Raw genomic sequence first — 24,664 nt, 5'->3', positions numbered from 1 at the left:
AAAAGCACTTTTTTATTGAGAATTCTGTGCGGTATGATATATCCGATATGCAAAAAACGAGAAACGACTGAATAGTTATAAAATCAACATCTAAAACCGACATAAGATTTGCAAGCGAGTGTCAATAGTTTGAAGATGCCTTAAGAAGAAAAGCTGTTTGAACGCAATAAAATCGGAGATTCGTGAGTTCCTTTAAAAAGAAATAAGAACAATTCTTTTCTTTTAGGTATTAAAAACGCAATTAATCGCTGAAAATCTAAGTCTTGATTTTTTGAAAGCATCCTGAGCGGAGTCGAAGGGTTAATCAAGCAAAAAAGTATTGGAATTAAATAAAAGTGCCTCTTGATTTGTTAAAAGCATCCTGAGCAAAATGCCGAATAGCTGATCACACAAAAAGCACTGAAAGTAAATACAAATCCGAAAGCAGGTACCCACTTTAATCAAAACAGAAAAACAGATTGCCCCCTTTTGTCTTGGTGCATTCTAAATGCAAGCTCAGAACAAAAAAGATCGGGAGAATCCATCTTAAATTATTTCACTCGCAAAATATTTTTTCGTTTCGTCCTCGAGGTAACCCAGTACTGCAATCAAACACGCCTCAAGGCGAATACGATAAGAAGTTTAAACGTTTAAAATTACAATAAAGCGCTGGAAACACGTCATTAGCAGTACTTACTTTTACAACTGCATACGCGTCTGTCCCATAAAATTGTACCTTTTTATCTATTTGTAGCAAGTTTTTGTCTTCAAAAGAGACTGTCCAGCAAACTGTAGCAAAATTCAGTGTTTCTTTAGAATTAAATAAAATTTTGAATGCCTAGAGCACCTTATTTAGAAAGAGCTTATCTCAAGATGATTTTGTTCTGGCAACTACCAAATTGAATTTGTTAAACCTAAATACTCAAAATTTAGACAGTATGGAAATTCGCTTGTTTTGTGCCGCTTTATTGAAGGCAAAAACCGCAAGTATGTGTTTCATTCCCTATTTTTACAAGACTGATCGTTTTACCGGAGCCACACATCCAAATTGTTTTTGAATTCAAAAACATTTTATTTCGCATACATCTCTTTATAATAATTCTGATAGCTCCCGGATGTAACCCCTTCTAGCCAAGACTTATTATCAAGATACCATTGCACTGTTTTTTCGATTCCTTCTTCAAATTGTAGTGAGGGTTCCCAACCCAATTCCTCTTTTAATTTTGTAGAATCTATTGCGTATCTTAAGTCATGTCCTGCTCTATCTGTAACGTATGTAATTAGTTTTTCTGAACTGCCCTCTTCTCGCGCTAATAGCCGGTCCACTGTTTTAATCATAATTTTTATCAAGTCAATATTTTTCCATTCATTAAAACCACCAATATTATAAGTTTCTCCTATTTTTCCATTATGAAAAATAACATCTATCGCTCTTGCATGATCATCTACAAACAGCCAATCTCTCACATTCTCTCCTTTTCCATATACTGGTAGCGGTTTATTATTAACGATGTTATTTATGAATAGTGGAATCAGTTTTTCTGGAAATTGATACGACCCGTAGTTATTAGAACAATTGGAAATGACAATTGGCAAACTGTAGGTGTCTGCAAAAGCTCTTACAAAATGATCTGAGGATGCTTTTGATGCCGAATAGGGCGAATGTGGATCGTAATTTGTTTGCTCTGTAAAGTATCCTTCAGCACCTAAGGAACCGTATACCTCATCTGTAGACACATGATAAAATAGCTTCTCTTTAAAATCTTCGTTCCAATAGTCTTTTGCAGCCTGCAATAAACTTAGGGTACCCATCACATTTGTTTGCGCAAAAGAAAAAGGATCTTTAATAGATCTGTCTACATGCGTTTCTGCTGCTAAGTGAATCACACTGTAAATTTGATACTCCTCAAAAACGTTCTTCACTTTTTCTGAATCACAAATATCACATTTCACAAAAGTGTAATTGACTTTATCTTGAATGTCTTTTAAATTTTCAAGATTACCAGCATAGGTCAACACATCCATATTCACAATACGATACTCTGGATATTTGTTTACTAATAAGCGTACTACATGAGATCCTATAAAACCCGCACCTCCTGTAACTAGAATGTTTTTTTTCATATTTTTTTATGTAATTTTGAAATACAAGTAGCTAAAGAATCCCTCCAATATGGAATCTCAATTTCAAAATCTGTTTTAATTTTAGATTTATTCAAAACCGAAAAATGAGGTCTTTTTGCTGGAGTAGGATAGTCTTTTGTTTCAATTGGTTTTACTTTACAGTCTACATTACCCAATTTCATAATTGCAACTGCAAAATCATACCAAGAAGCTACTCCTTCATTTGAGAAATGATACATATTGCCTTTTGAATTGATGTTAGTTTCTTTATCATAAGAAAGAATATCAAGACATGTTTTTGCCAAATCACTTGCATTTGTCGGTGTTCCTACTTGATCAAAAATAACTCCTAATTCGTCTCTTTCATTTCCTAGTCTTAACATGGTTTTTACAAAATTGTTCCCGTATGCTGAGTACAACCAAGAAGTACGAATCACAATCCCATCAATATCAGAATTAAATACTGCCAATTCTCCGCTCCGTTTCGTATTGCCATAAACACCAATAGGATTTACTTTGTCTGATTCTTGATAGGGTAAAAAACCATTGCCATCAAAAACATAATCTGTAGAAATATGAATAAGTTTCCCACCTACTTTTGCTATTGCATTCACAAGGTTTTGCACCCCTTCTGAGTTCACTTTCTCAGCAACCTCAGCATCCTGCTCTGCCTTATCTACGGCTGTATATGCAGCACAGTTGATAACTGTATGTATATTATTTTCATTTATAAAAATATTTACTTGACTGCTATTGCAAATATCTAACTCCAGTGAACTTGTAAAAAAGAAATTAAAGTTTTTATAGTCTGCTGCGATGTCCTTTATTTCAGAACTCAACTGACCATTAGAACCTGTAACTAATATGTTCATGTATTTAAAAATTAAAAGGAGAATCTAAATTCTTAAAAAAGGGTAAATCTTTATCTTTTTCTGACAATTGAACTTCATTCTCGGCTAAACCCCAATCAATATTCAGGTCTTCATCATTATATCTAATTCCAAAATCATACTCTGGCGCATAGGTATTGTCTACTTTATACGCAAAAACAGCGGTTTCACTTAATACAGAAAATCCGTGTGCAAAACCTCTAGGCACAAATAATTGTTTTTTATTTTCTCCTGACAATTCTATAGCTACATGTTTTCCATAGGTAGGAGAACCTTTTCTAAGATCCACGGCAACATCCATTACCCTACCTACAATGCACCTTACCAACTTCGCTTGATCGAATGGGGTTTTTTGAAAGTGCAGCCCTCTTAAAACCCCTTTAGAGGACTTCGATTCGTTGTCTTGTAAAAATTTTATAGGATATATGTTTTCTTCAAACTTTTCTAAATTAAAAGACTCTAAAAAATACCCTCGTTCATCTCCAAAAATAGAGGGCTCGATAATATAAACATCTTGTATTTCGGTTTTGATAAATTTCATTTTATTCTTTTACTAATTTTAATAAATATTGACCATAACCGCTCTTCTTCAGCGGTTCTGCTAATTTATGCAACTGTTCTTTGTCTATGTATTTCATTCTGTAGGCAATTTCCTCTAAACAAGCTACTTTTAAACCCTGTCTCTTTTCAATCGTTTCTATAAACTGCCCTGCTTCCATTAAGGAGTCGTGTGTTCCTGTATCTAACCAAGCAAAGCCTCTGCCTAGGATTTGTACCTTTAAACTATCTCTTTTTAAATAGGTTTGATTTATAGCTGTAATCTCTAACTCCCCTCTATGTGAGGGCTTCAGAGTTTTGGCTATCTGTACCACATCATTGGTATAAAAATACAAACCAACTACTGCATAATTAGATTTTGGGTTTTCAGGTTTTTCTTCTATGGAGGTTACTGCTCCATTCTTGTCAAACGCAGCAACGCCGTATCTTTCTGGGTCATTCACATAATACCCAAAAACGGTAGATTTTCCATTTGCTACATTTTTTTTGGCATTACGTAGGGTTTCCGAAAAACCGTAGCCATAAAAAATATTATCTCCTAATACTAAACAAACATCATCTCCAGCAATAAAATATTCTCCAAGAATAAAGGCTTGGGCTAAACCATCTGGACTGGGTTGCACTTTATAAGAAAGCTTGATACCTAAATCTTCTCCTGTACCCAAGAGCTTTTCGAAATTAGGCAAATCTTCTAGAGTAGAAATAATTAAGACTTCTTTAATCCCTGCCAACATCAATACCGATAAAGGGTAATAAATCATTGGCTTGTCATACACTGGCAACAATTGTTTTGAAATACCTTTTGTAATGGGGTACAGTCTTGTTCCTGCGCCTCCTGCTAATATAATTCCTTTCATTTCTTTATACTAAAACAGATAAATGATTCAAAAAAAAGCCATTATCTAATTACTTCAAATGTAAATGAACTCAGAACAAAAAACAAACCCAATAAAACTAAAACCAAATGCATTAGTTTACTCTAAAGTATACGATTAAGGGTGCTCAAAAAAGTAGAAACAATTTATTGGATATAGAGTTTATAAAAAGAATGATTAATTTGAATAGAATAATCTAGGCAGAACGCTAAAGTTTAAATCAGACAAAACAAAAAAGAAGAAAAGTTGCCGATTGGTTAGAGCAAAACCTTAAAGTTTAAAACATTCAAAGCTTAAAGTCACTTTTTCAAATAACTTTTGGCAAGCATATTGAAATAAATCATACAGTTTGGTAAGTTCTTGATGTTGTTCATCGTCTTAACGATTACCCTAAACGAGAAAAAGACCTAAAGAAAGCTAAACCAAAGTATAAGCTTACGCCGCGCATATTATGAAAATTTATTTTGCTTTTGCGCATTCTGAGCGCACTAGTGCACTTTATTGTTTCATAATATTACCTCAAAAAAATGCGCTTTATACGAGCATTAACAAGAATCAGAAAAAAGAGTATTGGCCCATTTGTATAGTCAGGGTGAAAGGGTTGTGTGTTAATTTTACTATTTATACCAAACTGAATACCTTATTATTTATTCTAGTTTTTATCCGTCAATCTATTACCAACTTAACCCGATACTCTTTGTAAAGCATCGCTTAATAGAAAAAATTAAACTGTCTCTCATAAATAAATAGGTCTTAATTATTTTATAGTCTGGCTTGACTTTTCGACTATTGTAACTAACTTTTGAAAGCATCATAATAAGAGACTACATTTAGTGTTTTATTTTATTATTTACTATCTGCGATATTAGAACCTTTATAGCAGGAACCTAAATCTTGAGTCAAATACTGCAAGAAAGCTACTCGGTTTGAATTAGAATAAAATAAAGGAAATACAACAGCGCGTGCATACGTTTACCATAGCATGCTAATTGACTGTATCTGAACGTAGATACTATGAATTGCCTTTATGTTCTTAGCTTCTAAATAATACGTCAAACAGTTAACAATGAAAGATAGTGTTTTTATGTAAGTCAAAATTTAGTACAAGCTAACAGGTATTTTATCTAATTTTTCATATTCGGAATTATTAGAAATATACTCGGGTACAATTTCTTTAATAGAGGCTACGATAGTGTGATTTGTGAAATTTATATTTTCTTCTGTTAATTTTATAATCTCATTTTTCACTTTAAAACAATCTATCACGAGGGACTTCGCTATCATAATTTTTTCATGATAGGTTTTTATCGTATTCTCATCATTGGCTAGTAATTCTTCATATAACTTTTCACCAGGCCTTAAACCTGTTATTTTAATATCTATGTCGTCAGGATACACAAATCCTGAAAGAGAAATCATTCTTTTTGCCAAATCAAAAATCTTTATAGATTTCCCCATGTCAAAGATATAAATCTCACCTCCATCACCCATAGCACCAGCCTCTAAAACCAAACTACACGCTTCTGGTATGGTCATAAAATACCGAGTAATCTCTCTGTGTGTAAGCGTTAAAGGCCCTCCTTTTTCAATTTGTTTTTTAAATAGAGGTATTACAGAGCCATTGGAACCTAAAACATTGCCAAAACGCGTAATTGTAAACTTCGTGTTACTTTTTTCATTACTTAAGCAACTAACATACAATTCTGCCACTCTTTTGGTAGCGCCCATTACATTTGTTGGATTTACCGCCTTGTCTGAAGAAACCATTACAAAGCGTTTTACTTTGTATTTTAATGACAAATCTGCTATGACTTTGGTTCCAAAAACGTTAATTTTAATCGCTTCATACGGACTCTCTTCCATTAACGGAACATGCTTGTACGCAGCCGCGTGAAATACTTTTTGAGGTTTGTATTTGGCAAAAATAGCTTCCATACGTTTAAAGTCTCTAACGTCCGCAACGATTGCTTTAAAATTGCTTTCACCATTTTGAATAAGCTCTTGTTGTAGGTCATATAGCGGCGATTCTGCCTGATCTATTAAAATTAATAACTCTAAATTATAACTTGATAATTGTCTAGAAATTTCACTTCCTATGGAGCCAGCTGCACCTGTAACCAATACTACTTTATTAGCAACTTCTCTTTTTACAATCGGATTTTCAATAGAGATCTTATCGCGCCCTAACAAATCATCAATATTTATTTGTTTGATTTGATTTACCTGCAAATGGCCACCAATCCATTTAGATAGGGGTGGCACTATTTTTACTTGAACGCCTAAAGCTATAAATTCATCTGTAATTTCTAGCAACCGCGTTGGTTTAATATTTTGAACCGATATTATTATTTCATGAATATCATTCTTTTCTATAAACTCTTTATGTATTTTAGATGGATTGTGAATTTTAATTCTATCTATTTTTTTATTTATTTTGTTCCTATCGTCATCAATAAAACCTTGTATATCGTAATTAATGCCTCTTTCTCTGTTTAAAGCGCCGTAAGTAATAATGCCAGAATTCCCTGCACCATAAATTAGAACATTTTTAATTGTTTTTAACTCTGTTGAGATTATTTCATAAAATGCTTTAAAAGCATATCTACTTACAGTCAATACGAAAATAGCAACTAAATAGTGAATTAAAATAATTGATTTTGGAATGGTAAAACCTTTGTAAATTTCTAAAAATTGATTCACCAAAACAATAAAACCCATACATAAGGTACATAAACTTGCCCCGATAAAAACATTAAATATATCTTTAGTTCCTGTATGCCTAATAATACCCTTGTAAGAACCTACCAAAAGAAAACTAATTAAGGATGCACCTATAACAAGGAGCAGTTGTTCTTTGATACTTGTTGCATCGAAATTGAAACTAAGATTAAAGCGGATGGCATATGCAGTAATAAATGCGAAACAAACAAGAAGTATATCAAAACCTAAAACCACCCATTTGGAGGCATATTTATTAAGTGTTTTTAAAACTAATTTTCTTAGCATTATAATTTTTTGGTTAAGTTACAATAATTTCTGAATTCGTTATTCATTTTTTTTAATCGTGCATCCTAATTAAATTCTCTTTGCACCTTCATTTGTAACAGAACTACAAACGTAAAATGAACTAGCATTTCTTCTTTTTAATTAATGTTCAACAATTTCTATATCAAATTTCCAGTTCGCATCCAATTTTATTTCATTAAATTGAGTACAAATAGCAAAATCTGTTTTCGAACAAGATTCCCACTACATTTTTCGCTAACATAGTCACGATTATAAAAGCTAGTTTTAGGTATATAAATTTTCATAATGATTATCGAACTATACTATCTACCTATAAACTGACACGTAAGGCTCCTCTTGAAAACCTACTTTCATCTCATTTCTAATGTTTGTGATCAACTAATGATTTAAATAATGTTATTTTAAAGAATTCTTTAATCAGTAGAATCATTTGAGATACCAAATGATTTTTTCATAAAATTGAAATCTCTTTATGATAAAAATTAGATTTAACGTTAAGACATAATATATCAAGCCACAAAACTTATTTCCCGCGACGCTAACCAAAATATATCAAAGTTCATTGCAGGTGTCTCAGAGTCTAGGGCATCTGCATGCTTACGGTTGCCAAAATAGTTTTCTAATCATTCTTTAAGTACTGAAATATTACTTTTATCAGTATTTATAAGTGTTTCAAGGAATTCTGAAGTACATTTTTTTTTAAAAAAAATATTCAACCTAATTCTTTAGATCAATTTTTCACAATAACTTGAAACGTTTTTAAAACTACTACAAAATCTTTTAATAAATTTCTTTTTTTAAGGTATTTTAAATTAATGCTAAGTTTTTTCTGCATAATAACCTCAATGTAAAATTTATTAGGATCATCTTGTTCTCGTAATAAATCACTCTCATTTCTAAACTCTATAGATGCTAAATCTGTTATTCCAGGTCGAACATTTAAAACCTCCATTTGTTCTTCTGTATATAGGCTAACATAAGATCTAACTTCTGGTCTTGGCCCAACGAAGCTCATATCCCCTAAAACGACGTTTATAAGTTGAGATAATTCGTCTAATTTACTTTTTCTAAGGTAGTATCCAATTTTAGTAACTCTAGAATCTCTTCCTCCAATTGTTAGTAGACCTTTTTTGTCAGCATCAATAAACATTGTTCTAAACTTAAAAATTTTAAAATCATTATTATATCTAGCAACTCTTACTTGTCTGTAAAAAACGGGCCCTCTAGAATCCATTTTTATTAAAATAGCTACTATAATTAACATAGGAGAAAACACAATTAAACCAATTAACGCTATTGTACAATCTGCAAATCTTTTCATTTTTTAACTTTTTCAACTGCTTTAACTACTGCACTAACCACTTCTTTTACTTGATTCAATGTTAGAGAGAAATAAACTGGTAATGAAATTTCACACTCCCATAAAGAATTTGCAATCGGAAAATCTTTCATATTATATCCAAGACCTTTATAATAAGATAGCAGAGGTAAAGGTTTATAATGAACATTTACCGAAACATCCTGATTAAATATTTTTTGAATAATCAAATTTCTCTCTTCTAATGTTATGTCTTTAATACGTAACAAATACAAATGATATGAAGACTCTCTATTTTCATCTATAAAATGAGGTATAGTAGCCCAATCATATTTTTGTAATAAATCTGAATATTCTTTGAAAATACGTTTTCTAACTGGAAGTGTTTCAGTTTCGTATCTATTAAACTCAACCAAACCTATAGAAGCTAATATATCCGTCATATTGCATTTAAAACCTGCATCTATAACATCATATTCCCAACTTCCCTTTTGCGTTTTAGCTAAGGCATCTTTATTTTGACCGTGAAGTGACAATGTATTTAATTGTTTGTAAACTTCGGCATTATCAAAAGGTTTTGGTAAATTAATGCATATTGCGCCACCTTCAGCCGTCGTTAAGTTTTTTACTGCATGAAAAGAAAACACCGTAAAATCTACTTCCGAACCAACCTTCAAGCCTTTATACTTTGCCCCAAAAGAATGCGCCGCATCAGAAAGAATCATTATTCTTCCCAATTTTTGTTGATTTTCTGATTGTGAGTTAAACTTTTCTTTTATTGCTTTTTTATTAACAATTTCTTTTAATTCATCATAACAGATAGGCAGACCACCAACATCCACTGGAATAATTGCTTTTGTTTTTGAAGTAATGTGCTTTTCTACTTTAGAAATATCTATTCCAAAATCCGAAGTAACATCTACCATAATTACTTTCGCGCCCCTGTGAACAACAATATTAGCTGTTGCACAATAGGTGTAAACCGGAACTATTACCTCATCTCCTTCTTTTACTCCGAACCAATAAAGCAACAATTCAGCACCAGTTGTCCATGAATTAACAGCTAGTACATAAGAAACATTGCAGTAACTTGCAATTTTTTTTTCAAATAATTTTGTTTTTGGACCAGTTGTAATCCAACCAGATTTTAATGCATCAGTAACCTCGTTTATAATTTTATCATCTATTCTAGGTGGTGAAAATGGAATCATATATTTTTTATTAGTTTAAACATTTTTCTGTTTGGATATGTAGTAAATTGGCCATAGACTATATATCCCATCGATTTATAAAAACTTAAGACAGCATCATTACTATTGAAATCTGTTGTTAAGGATATTTTTTTCACACTTTCTTTACCACATTCTTTTTCAAATGCGATTATAAGTCCTTTGCCAATACCTTGGCCTTTTTTTTCTACTAAGACACCTATAGAAAGTAATTCTGAATAATCGCCGTCGTCTTCTAAGTTAGCATCTTTTTTTAAATTTGTTATAAGCCGTATTATTGCTTTTGGTTTAGAAAACAGAATACTTATAGCTTGAAAAGTAAATGGAAGAAGATTGCTCCAAATTAATTTTTTATGAAAACCTTTTGACAATAAAGATCCAAAACAAAAACCTATAATCCTATTATTTCCGTCTACCGCACATATAGATATTGCTTCTTTAGACTTTATACAAGAAGTATAATATGTTATTAAAAAAGATTTACCTAAAGAACTTAAGAAGAAATTTTTAAATGTTTTTAAATGAATCACTGCAATCTCTTCAGATTCAGTAATTGTTGGTGCTCGATATCTTATCATTTATAAAAGTGCATTTTTTATTATGTTTGTAACTTGCGATAAGTTATTTTTCTTCGAAAGGTTTTTCATTGCATACTCAAAGCCGTTTTCTCCTTTTTCTAATAGAGAACCTTTTGTGCTTTTAAAACTGAGTTTCATTTTATTAGCTAATTCTGCTACATTCTCTGCTTCAACCACCCAGCCACAATTAGATTCTACGATTACTTTTGCAGTAGCACTATCAATGTCTAAAGAACCTATTATAGGCTTTTTAGAAAACATATATGCAGGCAATTTAGACGGGATTGAGCTAGAAGCTGCCCCTTTTTTAATAGGCAATAACATTACATCAGCCGAACCTTGTATTTCAGGAACTTTACCATCTGGTACTTCTAAAAATTCAACGTTTACAATTTTTGATTTTACAACAAACGTTTTTAATTCTTCTTTTTTTGATCCAGAACCTGCTATAATTAATTTACTTTTTGGAATGCTTGCTTGCGCAAATGCTTCTATAATCAAATCGACTCCTGCAACTGGGCCAATATTACCTAAATACATATAAGTAAATATTCTTCTATCTTGATTTTCTTTTTGCTTGTATGATGTAAAAGACGCTTCGTTTTGCCAATTCTGAACAACTTCTATTTTACTTTCCGAAAGCGTTCTAGTTTTGGCTAGGTATGTTTTCATTTTATTAGAAATTGCAATTATCTTAAATGAGTTTTTTAACACAAATTTATCGATAGGCAAAAATACAAACCTTAAAATAAAACTAAGCCTTGGAATTTTATTAGATAAGGATTCTGGGTATACATCTTGAACATGTGTGACAACCTTTATTTTATACTTTTGAGCCGTTTTAACAATTAAATATTGAGAAAATATTGGCCACGAATTCATATAAATTAAATCTATATTTTTACGATTTTGGGAAATATACTTTTTACAAGCTAGACCAAAACTATAACTTTCCTTTAATCTACCTAATAATTTAGATTCAGGAAACACATACGAATCTAAATTTTGTAACCTATATATAGTTTGATTATTTTCATCTTTTTGTAAATCAAATCCAAAAGGTCTTGTTGGCTTTGGTGCAATAACTACAACTTGGTAATCTAAAGCTAATTCATTCGCGATGTCTTCTGACAATTTTGCTGACACCACTGGTTCCGGAGCAAAGACAGCAGAAATAATTAAAATTTTGGACATTTAATTTTTATTTTTCAGTAAATACACTCATCATTTCCTCACTAAATTCGTTATTTTCAAATAAGTGAATTTTATTTTTAATAATACTTTCAGACCAATTCCACCATTCACTATCAACTAAGTGTTTTACTTCTTTTTCATTAAATCTGTACCTAATAATCTTAGCAGGCACGCCTGCAGAAATAGCATAATTCGGAACATCCTTTGTGACAATCGCACCAGCTCCAATAATAGCACCGTGACCAACAGTAACGCCACTCATGATCATTGCTCCAGCTCCAACCCACACATCACTTCCGATGTACACTCTTTGATACTCATTAAATTGATTTTTATCGGAAAAAGTGGCACCCAAAGCATTATTCTTTGAATAAAACAAGGGAGAGGTAGATATTGATTTAATTTTATGCTGTCCCATTCCTATCTTCACATTATTTGCAATTGAACAGTAAGATCCAATATCGGCATGAACTATCGCACATTTTCGAGAAATGTAAGTGAAAGACCCTATTTTAGAATTAAATATTTGGCAGTATGAATAAATTTTAGAGTGACTCTTTATAATCGATATATTATCAATTAATATCATCTTTGATATTTTAAAATTAAAGAAATTAATTATAAAACCGTAAATATATTTTATCATAAAGGGATATCTAAAAATTTAGATTATTATTACTAGAATAATATTAATAAGCAAATATATAAATTATCAAAGTTATAAAATGTTTAACCTAAAAAAAAACCTGTATTTATTTAGAAACAAATTTTATTGCACTATACAGACCGTTTGCCATATCTTGCGGTTTATGACTATTATTATAATATTCTAATCCGTTTTTACCCATTTTTGCATATTTTTCTGAATTTTTAGTTATATCCAAAATAACCGATTTCAACTGATCTGTATTTTCTAAAAGAACACCGTTAAATCCATTTTTAATATTTAAACGTTCGCCGCCTGTTATTGAATTATTCATTGTAACAAACGCAACACCACAACCCATGCTTTCAAGAACAGATAACCCAGCTTGAACAGGTGATATACATGCAAAGGCTTTTTCAAAATAAAAATATTTTTCAACTATATTGAAAATTGAACCTCTAAGAAGAATTTTTTTATCCAAGTTATTCTCAACTATCCAATTATTAACTTTTTCAAATTCAATACCACCCCCAATTATGTTTAAAGGTAATATGTTCGGATTAACTTCGAATGCTGCTTTGTAATTCTCTAATAAAGTTAAAATACCTTTTTGCATATATAAGGTGCCGATAAATAAAATACTATCTTTAGTTTTTCCTTTTACCTCTAAACTTTTACAAACCTCTACGGTGTTTGGCGCTACAAATAGTTTTTCTTCAAGAAAACCACGGTTCAAATATTTTCTTATCGGATAATCTGTATAAAAAATAAGTGCATCTGCTTTTTTATAGAAAAAGTCCCTGATACGATCCCACCTTTTAACGGTATCAAATTTCTTATCATATGAAGCTGAAACACCTGGAGACCAATAGATAATTTTAAAACTCTTATTCTTATAAAGTGTTAATGTACTGAAACTTAACCAAGCAATGTCACCATAAGCTATGACTACATCAAAATTCTCACATAATTTATAAATATTATCTTTATGCAAAACAAATCTATTAATTTTAATGATAGGTAACTGTATAATCTTAAATTTACAATCTTCATTCGTATTAGAACCAAGGGAAAATCCAACCGTTAAATCACATTTTTCTGCTAATAAATTAAAAATAGGAATTCTATAATGAAATAGATTATTATATAGAATAAGCACTTTTTTATTTTCAATCATATATAATAAACTTTGAATTATTATTGTTTAAACTGCTTTGCATTTAAAGTTCTATTTGATATTAATTATTTAATTCAGTTTCTTTGGAAGAAGCAAGACCAATATAATTGTACAATTAAGAATTGGATTGGAATAATAAGCTCCGGAACTGAGGGCAAGTAAAAAATACTGCATAAAAATTAACCCAACCCAATAATTCTCTCTAATATTTATATTGTTTATTAAACTTTTAAATGCCTTTATAACAACATAAGCAAAAACAATTAAACCGATTATTCCAAAACCTAATAATATATCTAATATAATACTATGCGAGTACCCTGGGTAATGACCATTACCCAGACGAGCAAACTTCGAACCTATTATCGGACTTTCAAAAATACGTTCTAAAAACCAAGCATATGATTCTTGTCTGTTTGCCATAGACAAATCTTCACCTGAAAGTGCCTGATTTATTCTTGTTGCTGTTAAGGGTGATAAAAAACCTAAAATTTCAATAATTAAAAACCTAAAAATAAATGTTATGAAAATAAAGAAAGAAAAAAACAAAGTACCCCTTCTCTTCGAATAAGCAAACCAGAAAAGTAAAATCAAGCAAAAACCAAGTATAGGTCCTCTACTCCCTGTTCTTAGAGCTAAGTAAAAACCTAAAACTGCTAAAGCTAAATTTAATCCAAATTTAAAAAAATTTGAAAACTTATAATTAACTGCCTTATAGATGCTTAACAAAGACATTGTTATGCCAATGGCTCCAAAACTAATAGTATCTAAAGCTTCGTTACCTTGTGCTCTTTGAGCTTCAGAAGCATTTGCTAGAGAATATAAAAAAGAAGGTATTAAAATAATAATACAAGCTATATATAATAATTTAAAACAATAATTAAAATCTATAATTTTTATACTTTTATACAATGAAATCATCGGTATAAAACAACCAGCTATAGCTATTAACCATACCTTTTGTTTATAAATACCTAAAACAAAATAGTCTGTTCTTACCTCTAAATCATAAAACATTCTTAGCAAAACAGCCACCCAAAATAAAAAAAACAGTTTTATAGGAGTAGATAATTTTACATTTGATTTTAAATTCAAAAAAAATACTGATAAAGATAAGATTAGTGATAAACCTCTATATGGCACCGTTACAATTCTAGAAGCTCCTTCTGCATCCCCTATCAATGGCATTATTAAAGAAACTGTAAATGTGTAACCTATAATAATATTTGCCACATTAAGGTTAGAAAGATAATAATTTATTTTAGAGCTAGATCTCATTAAGTTATTTTGCATTCATTAATTCACTAAATAAATTCAACCAGATTTTACCTATTTTCTCTAAAGAAAACTTAGTGGCACTTACCTGACATTCTTTTTACAACGAAGTACTTAATTTATTGTAATTAAAAATTAATTCTGATAGTTTAGTTATATAAGCATCTACATCAAAAGGTTTTGTTAGAAAACCGTTTTCACGATCACTAATTATATCCACTGCCGACAGAAAGCTATTGAATAAAACTGGTAACCTATATTCTAAAAAACAATTTGTTAAACTTATTACTTTTAATTTCGCCATAATGCATCCAATCTATTTTAAACGTTTAATAATTCTACCACAAGCCTTTCCATCGCCATAAGGATTTTGAGCTTTACTCATTTTATTATAATATGCTTTATTTTCTATAAGTTTTGAAACTTGAAATACGATCTTTTCAGTACTTGTTCCAACTAATTTTACCGTTCCTGCTTCTAAAGCTTCTGGTCTTTCTGTAGTATTACGCATTACTAATACTGGCTTACCTAAACCAGGTGCTTCTTCCTGTATACCTCCGCTATCTGTTAATACGATATCCGACTTAGTTAATAAATATACAAAAGGTAAATAGTCTAAAGGCTCTATAAAATAAACATTGTTTGGTGTTTCATCATTAAAGACTTCGTTAATAGGTTTACGTACATTTGGGTTTAAATGCATTGGGTATATAAAATCTACCTCTGGGTATTTTATAGATAATTCTTTAATAGCTTTGCAGATATTTAAAAAACCATCTCCAAAATTTTCACGTCTATGACCCGTAATTAGTACTTTTTTATTTTTCCCTGCTTCTAAGTTTGTGTACCCTGCACTTTCAATTAAATCTCCAACCTTCGTAGCTGTTTCCTTATCCTTATTCATTATATCGATTACATAATACAACGAATCTATAACCGTATTTCCAGTTACTAAAATGTTAGATTCTGAAACCCCTTCTTTTAGTAAATTAGCTTTACTTAGTTCTGTAGGAGCAAAATGAAAATTAGCAATTCTACCTGTTATCTGTCTGTTCATTTCTTCTGGCCAAGGACTATAAATATCATTAGTTCTTAAACCTGCTTCTATATGACCAACTTCTATTCTTTGGTAAAAAGCAGCCAAAGAAGTAGCTGTAGAAGTAGTTGTATCTCCATGTACTAAAACCAAATCTGGTACAGTTTTAGTAAGTATTTCTTTCATTCCTAACAGCACACGCGAAGTAATCTCATATAAATCTTGACCATGTTTCATTATATTTAAATCATAATCAGGTACAATTTTAAACAAACTTAATACTTGATCCAACATTTCTCTATGTTGCCCAGTGACACAAACAATTGTTTCAAATTGATTAGGATATTTTTGAAATTCTTTTACCAATGGAGCCATTTTTATTGCTTCCGGTCTGGTTCCGAATACTAACATTATTTTTTTCATATCTTTATTTTCTAACTCCGCAAAAATCTAACTCTATTTTGTTTTCTGTAATTGGCATCTCTAAAAACTCATTATGACTTACCAACCAAACTACAATATCAGCCTTATAATACGCTTTTTTGTAGGGTATTAAGTTAAAACTGCTATGACTTTCTATATTAGGCTCTACCACTAACACTTGAGCTCTTGCTTCTGAAATAATTCTTGCAGCAATGTATTTTGCCGGAGACTCTCTTAAATCATCTATGTTTGGTTTAAAAGCTAACCCCATACAAGCTACTACCGGATCTTTACCTTCTTTATTAGCAAAATATTGACAAGCTTCTATAACTTTATTAGCACACCAATCTGCTTTATAATCATTTGTTTCTCTAACTCTTTTAATAATCTGGGCCTGTTCTGGAAACTCAGAAACAATAAACCAAGGATCAACAGCAATACAATGTCCTCCAACACCACAACCTGGTTGTAATATATTTACCCTAGGGTGTTTATTAGCTAAAGAAATCAATTCCCAAACGTTAATCCCCGCAGTATCACAAATCATTGATAATTCGTTCGCAAACGCAATTTGTGCATCTCTAGAAGAATTTTCTGTTAATTTACACATCTCTGCTGTACGAGCATTGGTTTTGTGTAAGTCTCCATTTACAAATTGTTTATAAAATAGTATTGCTTTTTCTGAAGAAGCATCATTAATACCACCAATTACTCTGTCATTATTTTCTAATTCAAATAACACATTTCCTGGAAGTACTCTTTCCGGACAATAAGCGATGTATATTTTATCTTTTAACTCAGGTCGCTCTGTAAAAATTAATTCTGCCATTTTTTCAGTTGTCATAACCGGTGACGTTGATTCTATAACGTATAAATCACCTTCTTTTAAAAAAGGAATTACCATACGAGTTGCAGATTCTACATAGGAGATATCTGCTCTTTTATTTTGTTTAAAAGGAGTTGGTACCACAATAAAAAAAGCATCAGCTTCTTCTGGCATTAGAGATGCTTTTAACAAACCTTTTTCCACAACCTCTTTTACAACTTTGTCTAAATCAGGTTCTACAATATGAATTTTCCCTTTATTTATTGTGTCAACAACTTCGAGATTTACATCTACACCTATTACTTCTATTCCTTTACTTGCAGCAACTGCTGCTGTTGGTAAGCCTATATAGCCTAACCCCATAAAAACTGCTTTCATATTATTTTTTTTACTACCATCGTTGAATATACAATAGCTCTAATTAGTTTAATTATAATCTCTCTATTTTGATTTTAAATAAATTGTTTTTTATTCAACATTCATACAGAACAACATAGTTGTATATAAAACACAAACTGTTTCATGATCTATTACCTTTTAAGTCTTCAAATAAATTTAACCATTTATTGCCTATCCTATCAAGTGAAAACTTTTTGGCACTAATAGCACATTGTTCATTTAAAGAAGGACTTAAGTTATTGTAATCAGTCATCAATTTCCCAAGTTGAACTGCATAAGCATCTAAATCAAAAGGTTTTATCAAAAACCCATTTTTACCTTCTTTGATTATATCTGTTGCTGATGGAAAACTATCAAATAGAATTGGAATTACATTAAAGTTATGAGCTTCTGCTAATACTAAAGGTAAACCTTCAAAAGATGAAGTCATACATAGTATTTTTGCAGTCGTATAATATGGTGTTGGATCTTTATGGCCTAAAAAATGAATCCTTTCTAAATTCATTTTCTTAGACAAATGTTTAAGCGAAATTAACTCCTCTCCATCACCAACAATAGTTAATCTCCAATTAGGAAAAGACTTATGTGTTTTGTCCCAGATATCGAGTAATAAATCCACTCTTTTTTGACTCGTATTAATTCGTCCAACATACAGTAATTCATTTTCTTTATAAGCTAATTCAGTATCTAGAGGACTCTGAATAGTACAAGGATTAGCGATACTTATTACTTTATTTTTATCTGCCTTCTTTACAAAAAATTTTAATTCTTTAAAATAATTATCAGATAGCAACACCACTTTATCACTTAAATTATATAAATTAAGGTATTTCAATTTATATTTTAGTTTGTAAACACCTAGTAAAAATATCTTAAAAAAAACTGTGTCTAAAAGAAACGAAAATGCAGATAAGGGTACCTTATTAAAGATTTTTTTATTGGAAGTTGATAAATTCTCTACATTTCCTAATAAGGAATTATGTATTACAGAAATTATTTTTACGTTTCTAACCAGTTTTGCCTTATCGCAGAAAGAAGCCATATAACCACCTAAAGCAGCTTGATTGATAATAACATCTATCTCCTTATTTGATACTATGTTTTTTAAAAAATTAATATTTTCAATAGTACTTAAATTAGAGTCTGGCAAAAAATAATGGCTGCTTAATTCTTTTGAAGGTTTAGATTTTTTATGCTGTGATATATAAAAAACATTAATGCTTTGGGATTTAAAATAATCAGACAATACTTTAGTAACTCTCTGTACACCTCCCTCTTGAGGAATAATTTCCGATGTATATATAAATAATAAATTCATCTTATAGCTCATTTAACTCTGATTTTATCTGTTTATAAAAAAAAGAATTAGAGAATTTTTGTGCATTTAACAAAGCCTTCTTAGACATTTCTTTTCTTAGTGTTTCGTCTTCTATTAGCTTATCCATAAAATGGACAAGTTGAGACTTTAAATCCCCAGTAACATTTACTATAAAACCGCAGTCTTTATTGATCGTTTCTGACATTCCACCTACATCAGATACTATAACAGGTAAACCTGCAGCCTGCGATTCAATAGAAGTTAACCCAAACGCTTCTGTTTCAATAGATGGTAAAACTGCTACATTGGAAATTTTATAATAATGGTGCATATATTTATAATCTACAAAACCAGTAAAAAAAACATGTTCGGAAGCTAAAGATGATTCAACACGTCTTATAAGATTCTTAGTAACTTCATTTATTTTACTGTTATAATATACTGTACCTCCAACAAATAATAATTTTATGTTTTTGTGTTTTTTTAATAATGTTAAAAAAGACTCTAGTAAAAAAACAATTCCTTTGGACTCTTGCATTCTTCCTGAATAAATAAAAACAGTATCCTCTTTATTTAAATTGTATTTCTTTTTTAAATAACTTTCTAAAACTTCATTAAACAAAGTAAACCTATTTAAATCTATTCCATTATAAACATAACTTACTTTACAACTTTTAGGTGTTACTTTTAAAACGCTCTTTTTTATAAAATTACTAACTCCAATTACTTTATCAAAATAATTTAAAAGTCTAATTTTATCATCACCCTGATTTGCATTAATGTAATCATTGTGGAGGTGTAAATAAATAGGGCAACTAACAATTTCTTTTAAATGCTTCCCATAATATGGATTATTAGATATTAAAATTAAATCTGCATTTTTCAATTCCTTCTTATATTTAAGAACAGTGCTTAAAAACTGATTAGGGAAACGATTATTGAATTTTTTATTAAGTAAATATTTTACAATTTTATTTAACTTAAAAAAAAAAGAGTCTTCGTTAATAAAAACAAAATTAGTGTTCTTGAAAGCTAAAAATTCTTTAGATTTTATTTTATTTTTACCAATGCTGAAAACAGTAAAATCAAAATCATTAAAGTCTTCATTGATCTCTAATAAAACTTGAGTTAAGTTCTCTGCGGCTCCTCCAAAAATGGCAGGAACTGGCAAAGTACCGTTTGTGATTATAATAACTTTTTTTCTCATTTAAAAAAAATTATAATTCTAAAAGAATATCGTCCAAATTATGTCTTGTAGATACAGCAATATCCGTTTTATCATTCAAATTCCCTACCCCTATAAAAAACACAATATTATGAGACTCTTTAATGTTTATTACCTTTCTTAAATTAATATCTTTCTCCTTAGACTTACTCCAATTGAGTGACACAGAACCTAGCCCTTTGTATGTTAATGCATACAACAAACTCATAGCAAACAAACTAGCATCAATATAACCACTATATCTATCTCCAGAACCTTGGTATGCTTCAATATCGTATCCGATCATTAAAAGTTTATCAATTTTATGATCAAACCCTCTAGATCCTTCTTGTAATTTTAAGACCTGCATTATTTTAACTTTCTCACTAAAGAGGTACACTCTTGATGACTGCCTATTGCAAGTAGATGGTGAGTTTTGAGCTATCTTTATCGCATCATAAATAGTATCTAGAGATACTGATTCTTTACTGAAGTTTCTGATACTTTTTCTAATTGATACTAAATCCTCAAAATCACCTTTTGATTTTTCTTTAAATACCTCTTTTTTTAACTCAAAAGAACCTCCGCTAGCTTTCTCAAGCCGTGATTCGTTTTTCAAAAAAATTACAATATAATCTACATTAATCGTTGAATCCTTATGAATGTCGATATATGTTTGTAAAACTTTTAACGCAGAGTTATAATGCACACTTAGCCCACAACTGTATGATTCCTTATACTGTTTTAAAAGCGTAATCAAAAGTTCGATTCTATCTTTACCATACCCTAATCTTCTATCAGGCATAATTAAACCTTTTTCAATTACATGATATAAAGAGATTATTTTTGCAGTAAGCTGTGTATGCTTACTTGGATATGTATTCTTTATACTATACTTTGAAAACCGATGTAGGTCATAGTAAAAGCTAGGATAAAACGCTTTAAAAGCTCTAGAATATCTCAGAAATTTATCAAATACTGACGGAATGATTTTTTTAATCAAAATTATACTATTTTTAAAGATCTCTCTAAAAATGATTTAGAGTCACTAATTTTTTTATTCATTATTTTATTGGCAAAAGAATAATCAATCTCATTGTTCCAACAGTCAATTAAACTAGCGTTTATTACTTGGCCTTCTAATTTCAATTCTTTTAGAATCGTATTTACTTTTCTTTCGATCGTAAAATTCATTCTTACGGCAAACTTTTTGTTATACTTTATAGCAAATAAAGTTCCATGAAAAGTACTTGTAAAAACATAAGAAGCATTGCTGTAATATCCTAAAAACTCTAAAGGATCAAGTACCATTATGTTCTCGTCACTCCAGCTATATTTTTTATTAAAACCGATTGAAATAATTTTCAAAGAATTAGCCTTTGAAAATTTCACAATTTCTGATATGTCTTTTTCTGTATGCTCAAATGCATAAACAAGTATGTATTTATCTTCGATTTTAGGTATTATTTCAAACGCAGTATAGTCAAATATCAAACATGGGTCTAAAACTATTTCACTCTCAAATTTTACTTTTTTTAAAATCGTTGAAGAATTTTGATCTCTAACTGAAATACAAGAAAAAGTTTCTAATCCTTCCATAACGTATATAGGGATCTGTTTATTCACATCTGAATTCCCCATACTAGCAGCATAAGAAATTAAGTTTTTATCTTCTAAACCTTTACCAAAATAGATGGGATCGTGCCCTACAAAAGGTGTTGAGTAATTCCAAACGATATCTGCACCAACAATCACAATATCAAAATCAGATTTATCAAGGTTTCCAACTTTCGTTGTAAGCTTCTTCATCCCAAATCTTTTTTGAGCTTTTTTGAACTTAAAAAATCTTCTTATATTTATCGGAATATTACTCACATTTTTTTTGACAAAGAGAGCTTTATATTCATTCTTTAAATGAATTTCGTTTCTGTAATTAATAACCTCTACAGAATGCCCTTCATTTTGGAGATGTTTCCAAAGTGCAAAAACCTGTAAATATGCACCATGATTAACTACTGTTGGAAAGGTTAAAATCCCTATTTTTTTACACATATTAAGATGTTTTTTATTTTAAAAATCTAATTATAGTTTTTATTGATGAATAGCTATTTAAGTACTCAAAAATTATAAATACAAAAAACAGATTAACTACAAAAACAACTATACTATATCCTATGAAATCTAGATAATTTGAAAATTGTGCAGGTAAATAAAAAGTTAAAATGTAAGACGTGAATACTATTATAGCAAGTATTATAATATATATAAAAGTGTTTTTTTTGTTGATAAATTTGTATTTTTTACTAGTATATGTAAATATTAGAAAAATTCTTATTACTTGAGATATAATTAACCCTGATAACAACCCAAATAAACCATATATTTCAGTTAGAATTAGACAAAGAGCAATAGCGCTTATTATTTGTATAATCAAATGGTTTTTTGTTTTTTTAAACTGACCATCTGCTTGCATAATTGCACTTCGGGTTGATTTAATTAGATTTAAAATTCCTAATAATAAACATAATAAAATAATATCTGTCTTTATATAATTAGTATCTTCCATTGAGTTTGTGTACAACTTAAGAAATGGTTGAATTAATAAAGCTGTGCAGCTAAACGAAAATGTCAGTATCATAAAATAATAATATTCATACTTCTCGAACATTTTTTTTACTAATTTATTTTTATTTGCAGCTATGGTTTCTCCTAAATGAGGTACAATGTTATTTGATAAAACACTTATAAATGAAGATACTGCATTAATTAACAGTAAGTAAATAGACAGTACACTTACGGTTTTAAAATCTAAAAAAATTGAAGCAATAAAAATTGGTAAACCGAATATTAAACCTGTAATTATTTGATTCCACATTACATCATTTCTATTTCTAATGGAATCTAAAATCTCAGTCGACTTAAAATTATAGTCTGGGTAGATACTGTTAAATAAAATATACAGAATTATTAATTGAATAATTGTGGCCATAATTGCAAATAACTTAACTACAATTAGATCATATCCAACATTTGTCGATATTAAAATTATTAAAAAATTACAAATAACAAATATTATAGAAGTTAGCGATAGTATATATTCTTTTTTATCTGCTATCAATATTGTTCTATATTTAGATATATAAAACATTCTAATAAACATTGGAATCGATAATATTGTTATAAAAAATAATAAATCAATATTATTTAAACTAGATTTGTTTACCAGGTATGCGCTTAATAATATATATATTATTGTAAAAAAAAGGAATGTAAAACCTGCTTTGGTTAAATATGATTTTGATGTACCTAATAGTTTGTTAATACTAATTTTATCGTTGTCATAAAGTGGTTTGTATAATGCGTAGACGATACTTCCGCTAATCCCTCCTTCTACTAAAGCAAAATAATTAAGAATTTGGTTTATTGATAACATAAGGCCATTTAGTTCTGAACCAAAATTCAGTATAATAAATCTTGTCAAATAAAAACCTACTAATATTGTTATTAATTGAAAAATGCCCTGAGCACTATTATTATAAATAAGATTTTTAATTCTACTATTCATCGTGATACTATTAATGACTACTATAATTTTTGCTTAGATAACAAATTAGTTTATATTTTTTCATCAATGACCCATATAATTTAATAGCAAATATTTTTGTAACATTCTGTTTTTTTTCTTTTTTTATTGATAAATGTCCACCGTTAAAATGACTTAAACCTAGAAACCAATTACTCTTTATAATATTAAAATAAGTTGGATTTCTTCTATAAGAAAATAACATAATTAATTGATCATCGTCCATTAGACCAATACTATTTAGTATTTGCATAGATTCAAGATTCATATTATAAAATCTTTCAGTCATTTCGCTTGGCATTAATATTAGTGGTCCCATAATACAGTCTTCTAATCTTTTCACAATTTCAAAAATAGGTCTTTGATCAATCTTATCAAGATAATACATATTTATTTTCTTTACATTTGTTGGAGACCATTCAAAATCAAAATCATTTGGATTATTAAATACTTTACCTCCATGATTAAACCCATAGTCTATCCATGCCGTATTAGTTTCAGTCAAATTTCTAGAAACAGCATCTTGAATAAACCACGATTTCAATAACATTAAATAATTATACCTTCCTGAATTTGAAGTTGCATTGTCCTTTTCTCTAAAATTTTTAAAGTATTTATCATTCTCTATTTCGATTAATCTTTTATAGATATTAGGTTTAATATCAAAAATATTATCAATAATTATAATAGTTGTTTTTTCTTCTAAACCAAATTCAGATCTTATACTTTTAATTAGTTTATAATTAGTTTCATCGGTATAAATTATTAGGTTGTTTTTTAATCTCGCCCAAAATTTAAAATAATCATGGTATTTATCATTTGACCGAGGGATTTCTTTAAAATCTCTCCTACCAATATCAAAAAATGCTGTGATTAAAGTTGTTTTTTCCATGTAGTTTATTTTATTAAAGTTCTCAGACCAGTCTTTTTTTTCTTAAGGCCCCTCTTATTGTCATACTTTTATGTTTGTTTCCTAAACTACTTCATAATATATTTTATCGACTA

General features: G+C 29.6%; 20 protein-coding genes. All 20 read right to left on the bottom strand.

Features of this window, described 5'->3' with window-relative positions:
* Positions 1–1,050: 1,050 nt before the first annotated feature.
* The 20 genes from rfbB to PI23P_RS06310 all read right to left on the bottom strand — a co-directional run bounded on the left by rfbB (position 1,051) and on the right by PI23P_RS06310 (position 24,551).
* Positions 1,051–2,103 carry a dTDP-glucose 4,6-dehydratase gene (gene rfbB / locus PI23P_RS06410; RefSeq protein WP_004569948.1) on the bottom strand — a complete coding sequence of 351 codons (1,053 nt, stop codon included), beginning with the start codon at positions 2,101–2,103 and terminating at the stop codon, positions 1,051–1,053.
* Positions 2,100–2,975: a dTDP-4-dehydrorhamnose reductase gene (gene rfbD, locus PI23P_RS06405; RefSeq protein WP_004569947.1), complete on the bottom strand. Its 876-nt coding sequence runs from the start codon at positions 2,973–2,975 to the stop codon at positions 2,100–2,102. The genes rfbB and rfbD overlap by 4 nt, the downstream gene beginning before the upstream one ends.
* A 4-nt stretch (positions 2,976–2,979) precedes the next feature.
* Positions 2,980–3,534 (bottom strand): dTDP-4-dehydrorhamnose 3,5-epimerase, encoded by a 555-nt coding sequence (gene rfbC, locus PI23P_RS06400; RefSeq protein WP_004569946.1) that lies wholly within the window; start codon positions 3,532–3,534, stop codon positions 2,980–2,982.
* Position 3,535: 1 nt separating this feature from the next.
* Positions 3,536–4,408 carry a glucose-1-phosphate thymidylyltransferase RfbA gene (rfbA, locus tag PI23P_RS06395; RefSeq protein WP_004569945.1) on the bottom strand — a complete coding sequence of 291 codons (873 nt, stop codon included), beginning with the start codon at positions 4,406–4,408 and terminating at the stop codon, positions 3,536–3,538.
* Positions 4,409–5,524: 1,116 nt separating this feature from the next.
* Positions 5,525–7,432 carry a polysaccharide biosynthesis protein gene (locus PI23P_RS06390; RefSeq protein WP_004569944.1) on the bottom strand — a complete coding sequence of 636 codons (1,908 nt, stop codon included), beginning with the start codon at positions 7,430–7,432 and terminating at the stop codon, positions 5,525–5,527.
* Between the two features lie 751 nt (positions 7,433–8,183).
* Positions 8,184–8,774, bottom strand: coding sequence for a sugar transferase (locus tag PI23P_RS06385; protein WP_004569943.1), 591 nt, complete (start codon positions 8,772–8,774; stop codon positions 8,184–8,186).
* Entirely contained in the window at positions 8,771–9,982 is a 1,212-nt protein-coding gene (locus tag PI23P_RS06380; protein ID WP_004569942.1) for a DegT/DnrJ/EryC1/StrS family aminotransferase, read from the bottom strand. Before PI23P_RS06380 ends, PI23P_RS06385 begins: the two co-directional genes overlap by 4 nt.
* On the bottom strand, positions 9,979–10,578 hold the full coding sequence (locus PI23P_RS06375; protein WP_004569941.1) for a GNAT family N-acetyltransferase: 600 nt from the start codon (positions 10,576–10,578) through the stop codon (positions 9,979–9,981). The genes PI23P_RS06380 and PI23P_RS06375 overlap by 4 nt, the downstream gene beginning before the upstream one ends.
* Positions 10,579–11,772 (bottom strand): glycosyltransferase family 4 protein, encoded by a 1,194-nt coding sequence (locus PI23P_RS06370; RefSeq protein WP_004569940.1) that lies wholly within the window; start codon positions 11,770–11,772, stop codon positions 10,579–10,581.
* A gap of 7 nt (positions 11,773–11,779) precedes the next feature.
* Positions 11,780–12,361 carry a CatB-related O-acetyltransferase gene (locus tag PI23P_RS12500; RefSeq protein ID WP_162010146.1) on the bottom strand — a complete coding sequence of 194 codons (582 nt, stop codon included), beginning with the start codon at positions 12,359–12,361 and terminating at the stop codon, positions 11,780–11,782.
* Positions 12,362–12,524: 163 nt separating this feature from the next.
* The gene (locus tag PI23P_RS06360) at positions 12,525–13,595 is read right to left on the bottom strand and encodes a glycosyltransferase family 4 protein (protein ID WP_004569938.1); all 1,071 of its coding nucleotides are present in this window, start codon (positions 13,593–13,595) and stop codon (positions 12,525–12,527) included.
* A 69-nt stretch (positions 13,596–13,664) separates the two neighbouring features.
* Positions 13,665–14,888, bottom strand: coding sequence for an O-antigen ligase family protein (locus tag PI23P_RS06355; RefSeq protein WP_004569937.1), 1,224 nt, complete (start codon positions 14,886–14,888; stop codon positions 13,665–13,667).
* 298 nt (positions 14,889–15,186) lie between these two features.
* The gene (gene wecB / locus PI23P_RS06345) at positions 15,187–16,329 is read right to left on the bottom strand and encodes a non-hydrolyzing UDP-N-acetylglucosamine 2-epimerase (RefSeq protein ID WP_004569936.1); all 1,143 of its coding nucleotides are present in this window, start codon (positions 16,327–16,329) and stop codon (positions 15,187–15,189) included.
* Positions 16,330–16,333: 4 nt separating this feature from the next.
* The gene (gene wecC / locus PI23P_RS06340) at positions 16,334–17,533 is read right to left on the bottom strand and encodes a UDP-N-acetyl-D-mannosamine dehydrogenase (protein WP_004569935.1); all 1,200 of its coding nucleotides are present in this window, start codon (positions 17,531–17,533) and stop codon (positions 16,334–16,336) included.
* Positions 17,534–17,675: 142 nt separating this feature from the next.
* Positions 17,676–18,872 (bottom strand): glycosyltransferase, encoded by a 1,197-nt coding sequence (locus PI23P_RS06335; protein WP_238299988.1) that lies wholly within the window; start codon positions 18,870–18,872, stop codon positions 17,676–17,678.
* 1 nt (position 18,873) lies between these two features.
* Positions 18,874–20,079 (bottom strand): glycosyltransferase family 4 protein, encoded by a 1,206-nt coding sequence (locus PI23P_RS06330; RefSeq protein WP_004569933.1) that lies wholly within the window; start codon positions 20,077–20,079, stop codon positions 18,874–18,876.
* A gap of 10 nt (positions 20,080–20,089) precedes the next feature.
* Positions 20,090–21,079 carry a nitroreductase family protein gene (locus PI23P_RS06325; RefSeq protein ID WP_004569932.1) on the bottom strand — a complete coding sequence of 330 codons (990 nt, stop codon included), beginning with the start codon at positions 21,077–21,079 and terminating at the stop codon, positions 20,090–20,092.
* Between the two features lie 2 nt (positions 21,080–21,081).
* Positions 21,082–22,128 carry a polysaccharide pyruvyl transferase family protein gene (locus PI23P_RS06320; protein WP_004569931.1) on the bottom strand — a complete coding sequence of 349 codons (1,047 nt, stop codon included), beginning with the start codon at positions 22,126–22,128 and terminating at the stop codon, positions 21,082–21,084.
* A 13-nt stretch (positions 22,129–22,141) separates the two neighbouring features.
* Positions 22,142–23,641, bottom strand: a complete 1,500-nt coding sequence (locus PI23P_RS06315) for a polysaccharide biosynthesis protein (protein ID WP_004569930.1) — start codon at positions 23,639–23,641, stop codon at positions 22,142–22,144.
* Between the two features lie 10 nt (positions 23,642–23,651).
* Complete coding sequence (locus PI23P_RS06310; protein WP_004569929.1) at positions 23,652–24,551, bottom strand: WlaTC/HtrL family glycosyltransferase; 900 nt, start codon at positions 24,549–24,551, stop codon at positions 23,652–23,654.
* Positions 24,552–24,664 lie beyond the last annotated feature (113 nt).

The sequence above is a fragment of the Polaribacter irgensii 23-P genome, from assembly GCF_000153225.1.
GTDB classification, from domain to species: domain Bacteria; phylum Bacteroidota; class Bacteroidia; order Flavobacteriales; family Flavobacteriaceae; genus Polaribacter; species Polaribacter irgensii.
This window is presented reverse-complemented; position numbering and strand designations above follow the sequence as displayed.

What these genes read in the sequence shown, in the direction of transcription:
- PI23P_RS06380 (WP_004569942.1), bottom strand. Translation starts at nt 9,982, where the DNA reads ATGATTCCATTTTCACCACCTAGAATAGATGATAAAATTATAAACGAG.
- PI23P_RS06390 (WP_004569944.1), bottom strand. Translation starts at nt 7,432, where the DNA reads ATGCTAAGAAAATTAGTTTTAAAAACACTTAATAAATATGCCTCCAAA.
- rfbB (WP_004569948.1), bottom strand. Translation starts at nt 2,103, where the DNA reads ATGAAAAAAAACATTCTAGTTACAGGAGGTGCGGGTTTTATAGGATCT.
- PI23P_RS06330 (WP_004569933.1), bottom strand. Translation starts at nt 20,079, where the DNA reads ATGAGAAAAAAAGTTATTATAATCACAAACGGTACTTTGCCAGTTCCT.
- PI23P_RS06310 (WP_004569929.1), bottom strand. Translation starts at nt 24,551, where the DNA reads ATGGAAAAAACAACTTTAATCACAGCATTTTTTGATATTGGTAGGAGA.
- PI23P_RS06315 (WP_004569930.1), bottom strand. Translation starts at nt 23,641, where the DNA reads ATGAATAGTAGAATTAAAAATCTTATTTATAATAATAGTGCTCAGGGC.
- rfbA (WP_004569945.1), bottom strand. Translation starts at nt 4,408, where the DNA reads ATGAAAGGAATTATATTAGCAGGAGGCGCAGGAACAAGACTGTACCCC.
- PI23P_RS12500 (WP_162010146.1), bottom strand. Translation starts at nt 12,361, where the DNA reads ATGATATTAATTGATAATATATCGATTATAAAGAGTCACTCTAAAATT.
- wecB (WP_004569936.1), bottom strand. Translation starts at nt 16,329, where the DNA reads ATGAAAAAAATAATGTTAGTATTCGGAACCAGACCGGAAGCAATAAAA.
- PI23P_RS06375 (WP_004569941.1), bottom strand. Translation starts at nt 10,578, where the DNA reads ATGATAAGATATCGAGCACCAACAATTACTGAATCTGAAGAGATTGCA.
- PI23P_RS06335 (WP_238299988.1), bottom strand. Translation starts at nt 18,872, where the DNA reads ATGAATTTATTATTTATATATACATCGGAAATTATTCCTCAAGAGGGA.
- PI23P_RS06355 (WP_004569937.1), bottom strand. Translation starts at nt 14,888, where the DNA reads ATGCAAAATAACTTAATGAGATCTAGCTCTAAAATAAATTATTATCTT.
- PI23P_RS06385 (WP_004569943.1), bottom strand. Translation starts at nt 8,774, where the DNA reads ATGAAAAGATTTGCAGATTGTACAATAGCGTTAATTGGTTTAATTGTG.
- rfbC (WP_004569946.1), bottom strand. Translation starts at nt 3,534, where the DNA reads ATGAAATTTATCAAAACCGAAATACAAGATGTTTATATTATCGAGCCC.
- PI23P_RS06360 (WP_004569938.1), bottom strand. Translation starts at nt 13,595, where the DNA reads ATGATTGAAAATAAAAAAGTGCTTATTCTATATAATAATCTATTTCAT.
- PI23P_RS06320 (WP_004569931.1), bottom strand. Translation starts at nt 22,128, where the DNA reads ATGTGTAAAAAAATAGGGATTTTAACCTTTCCAACAGTAGTTAATCAT.
- rfbD (WP_004569947.1), bottom strand. Translation starts at nt 2,975, where the DNA reads ATGAACATATTAGTTACAGGTTCTAATGGTCAGTTGAGTTCTGAAATA.
- wecC (WP_004569935.1), bottom strand. Translation starts at nt 17,533, where the DNA reads ATGAAAGCAGTTTTTATGGGGTTAGGCTATATAGGCTTACCAACAGCA.
- PI23P_RS06370 (WP_004569940.1), bottom strand. Translation starts at nt 11,772, where the DNA reads ATGTCCAAAATTTTAATTATTTCTGCTGTCTTTGCTCCGGAACCAGTG.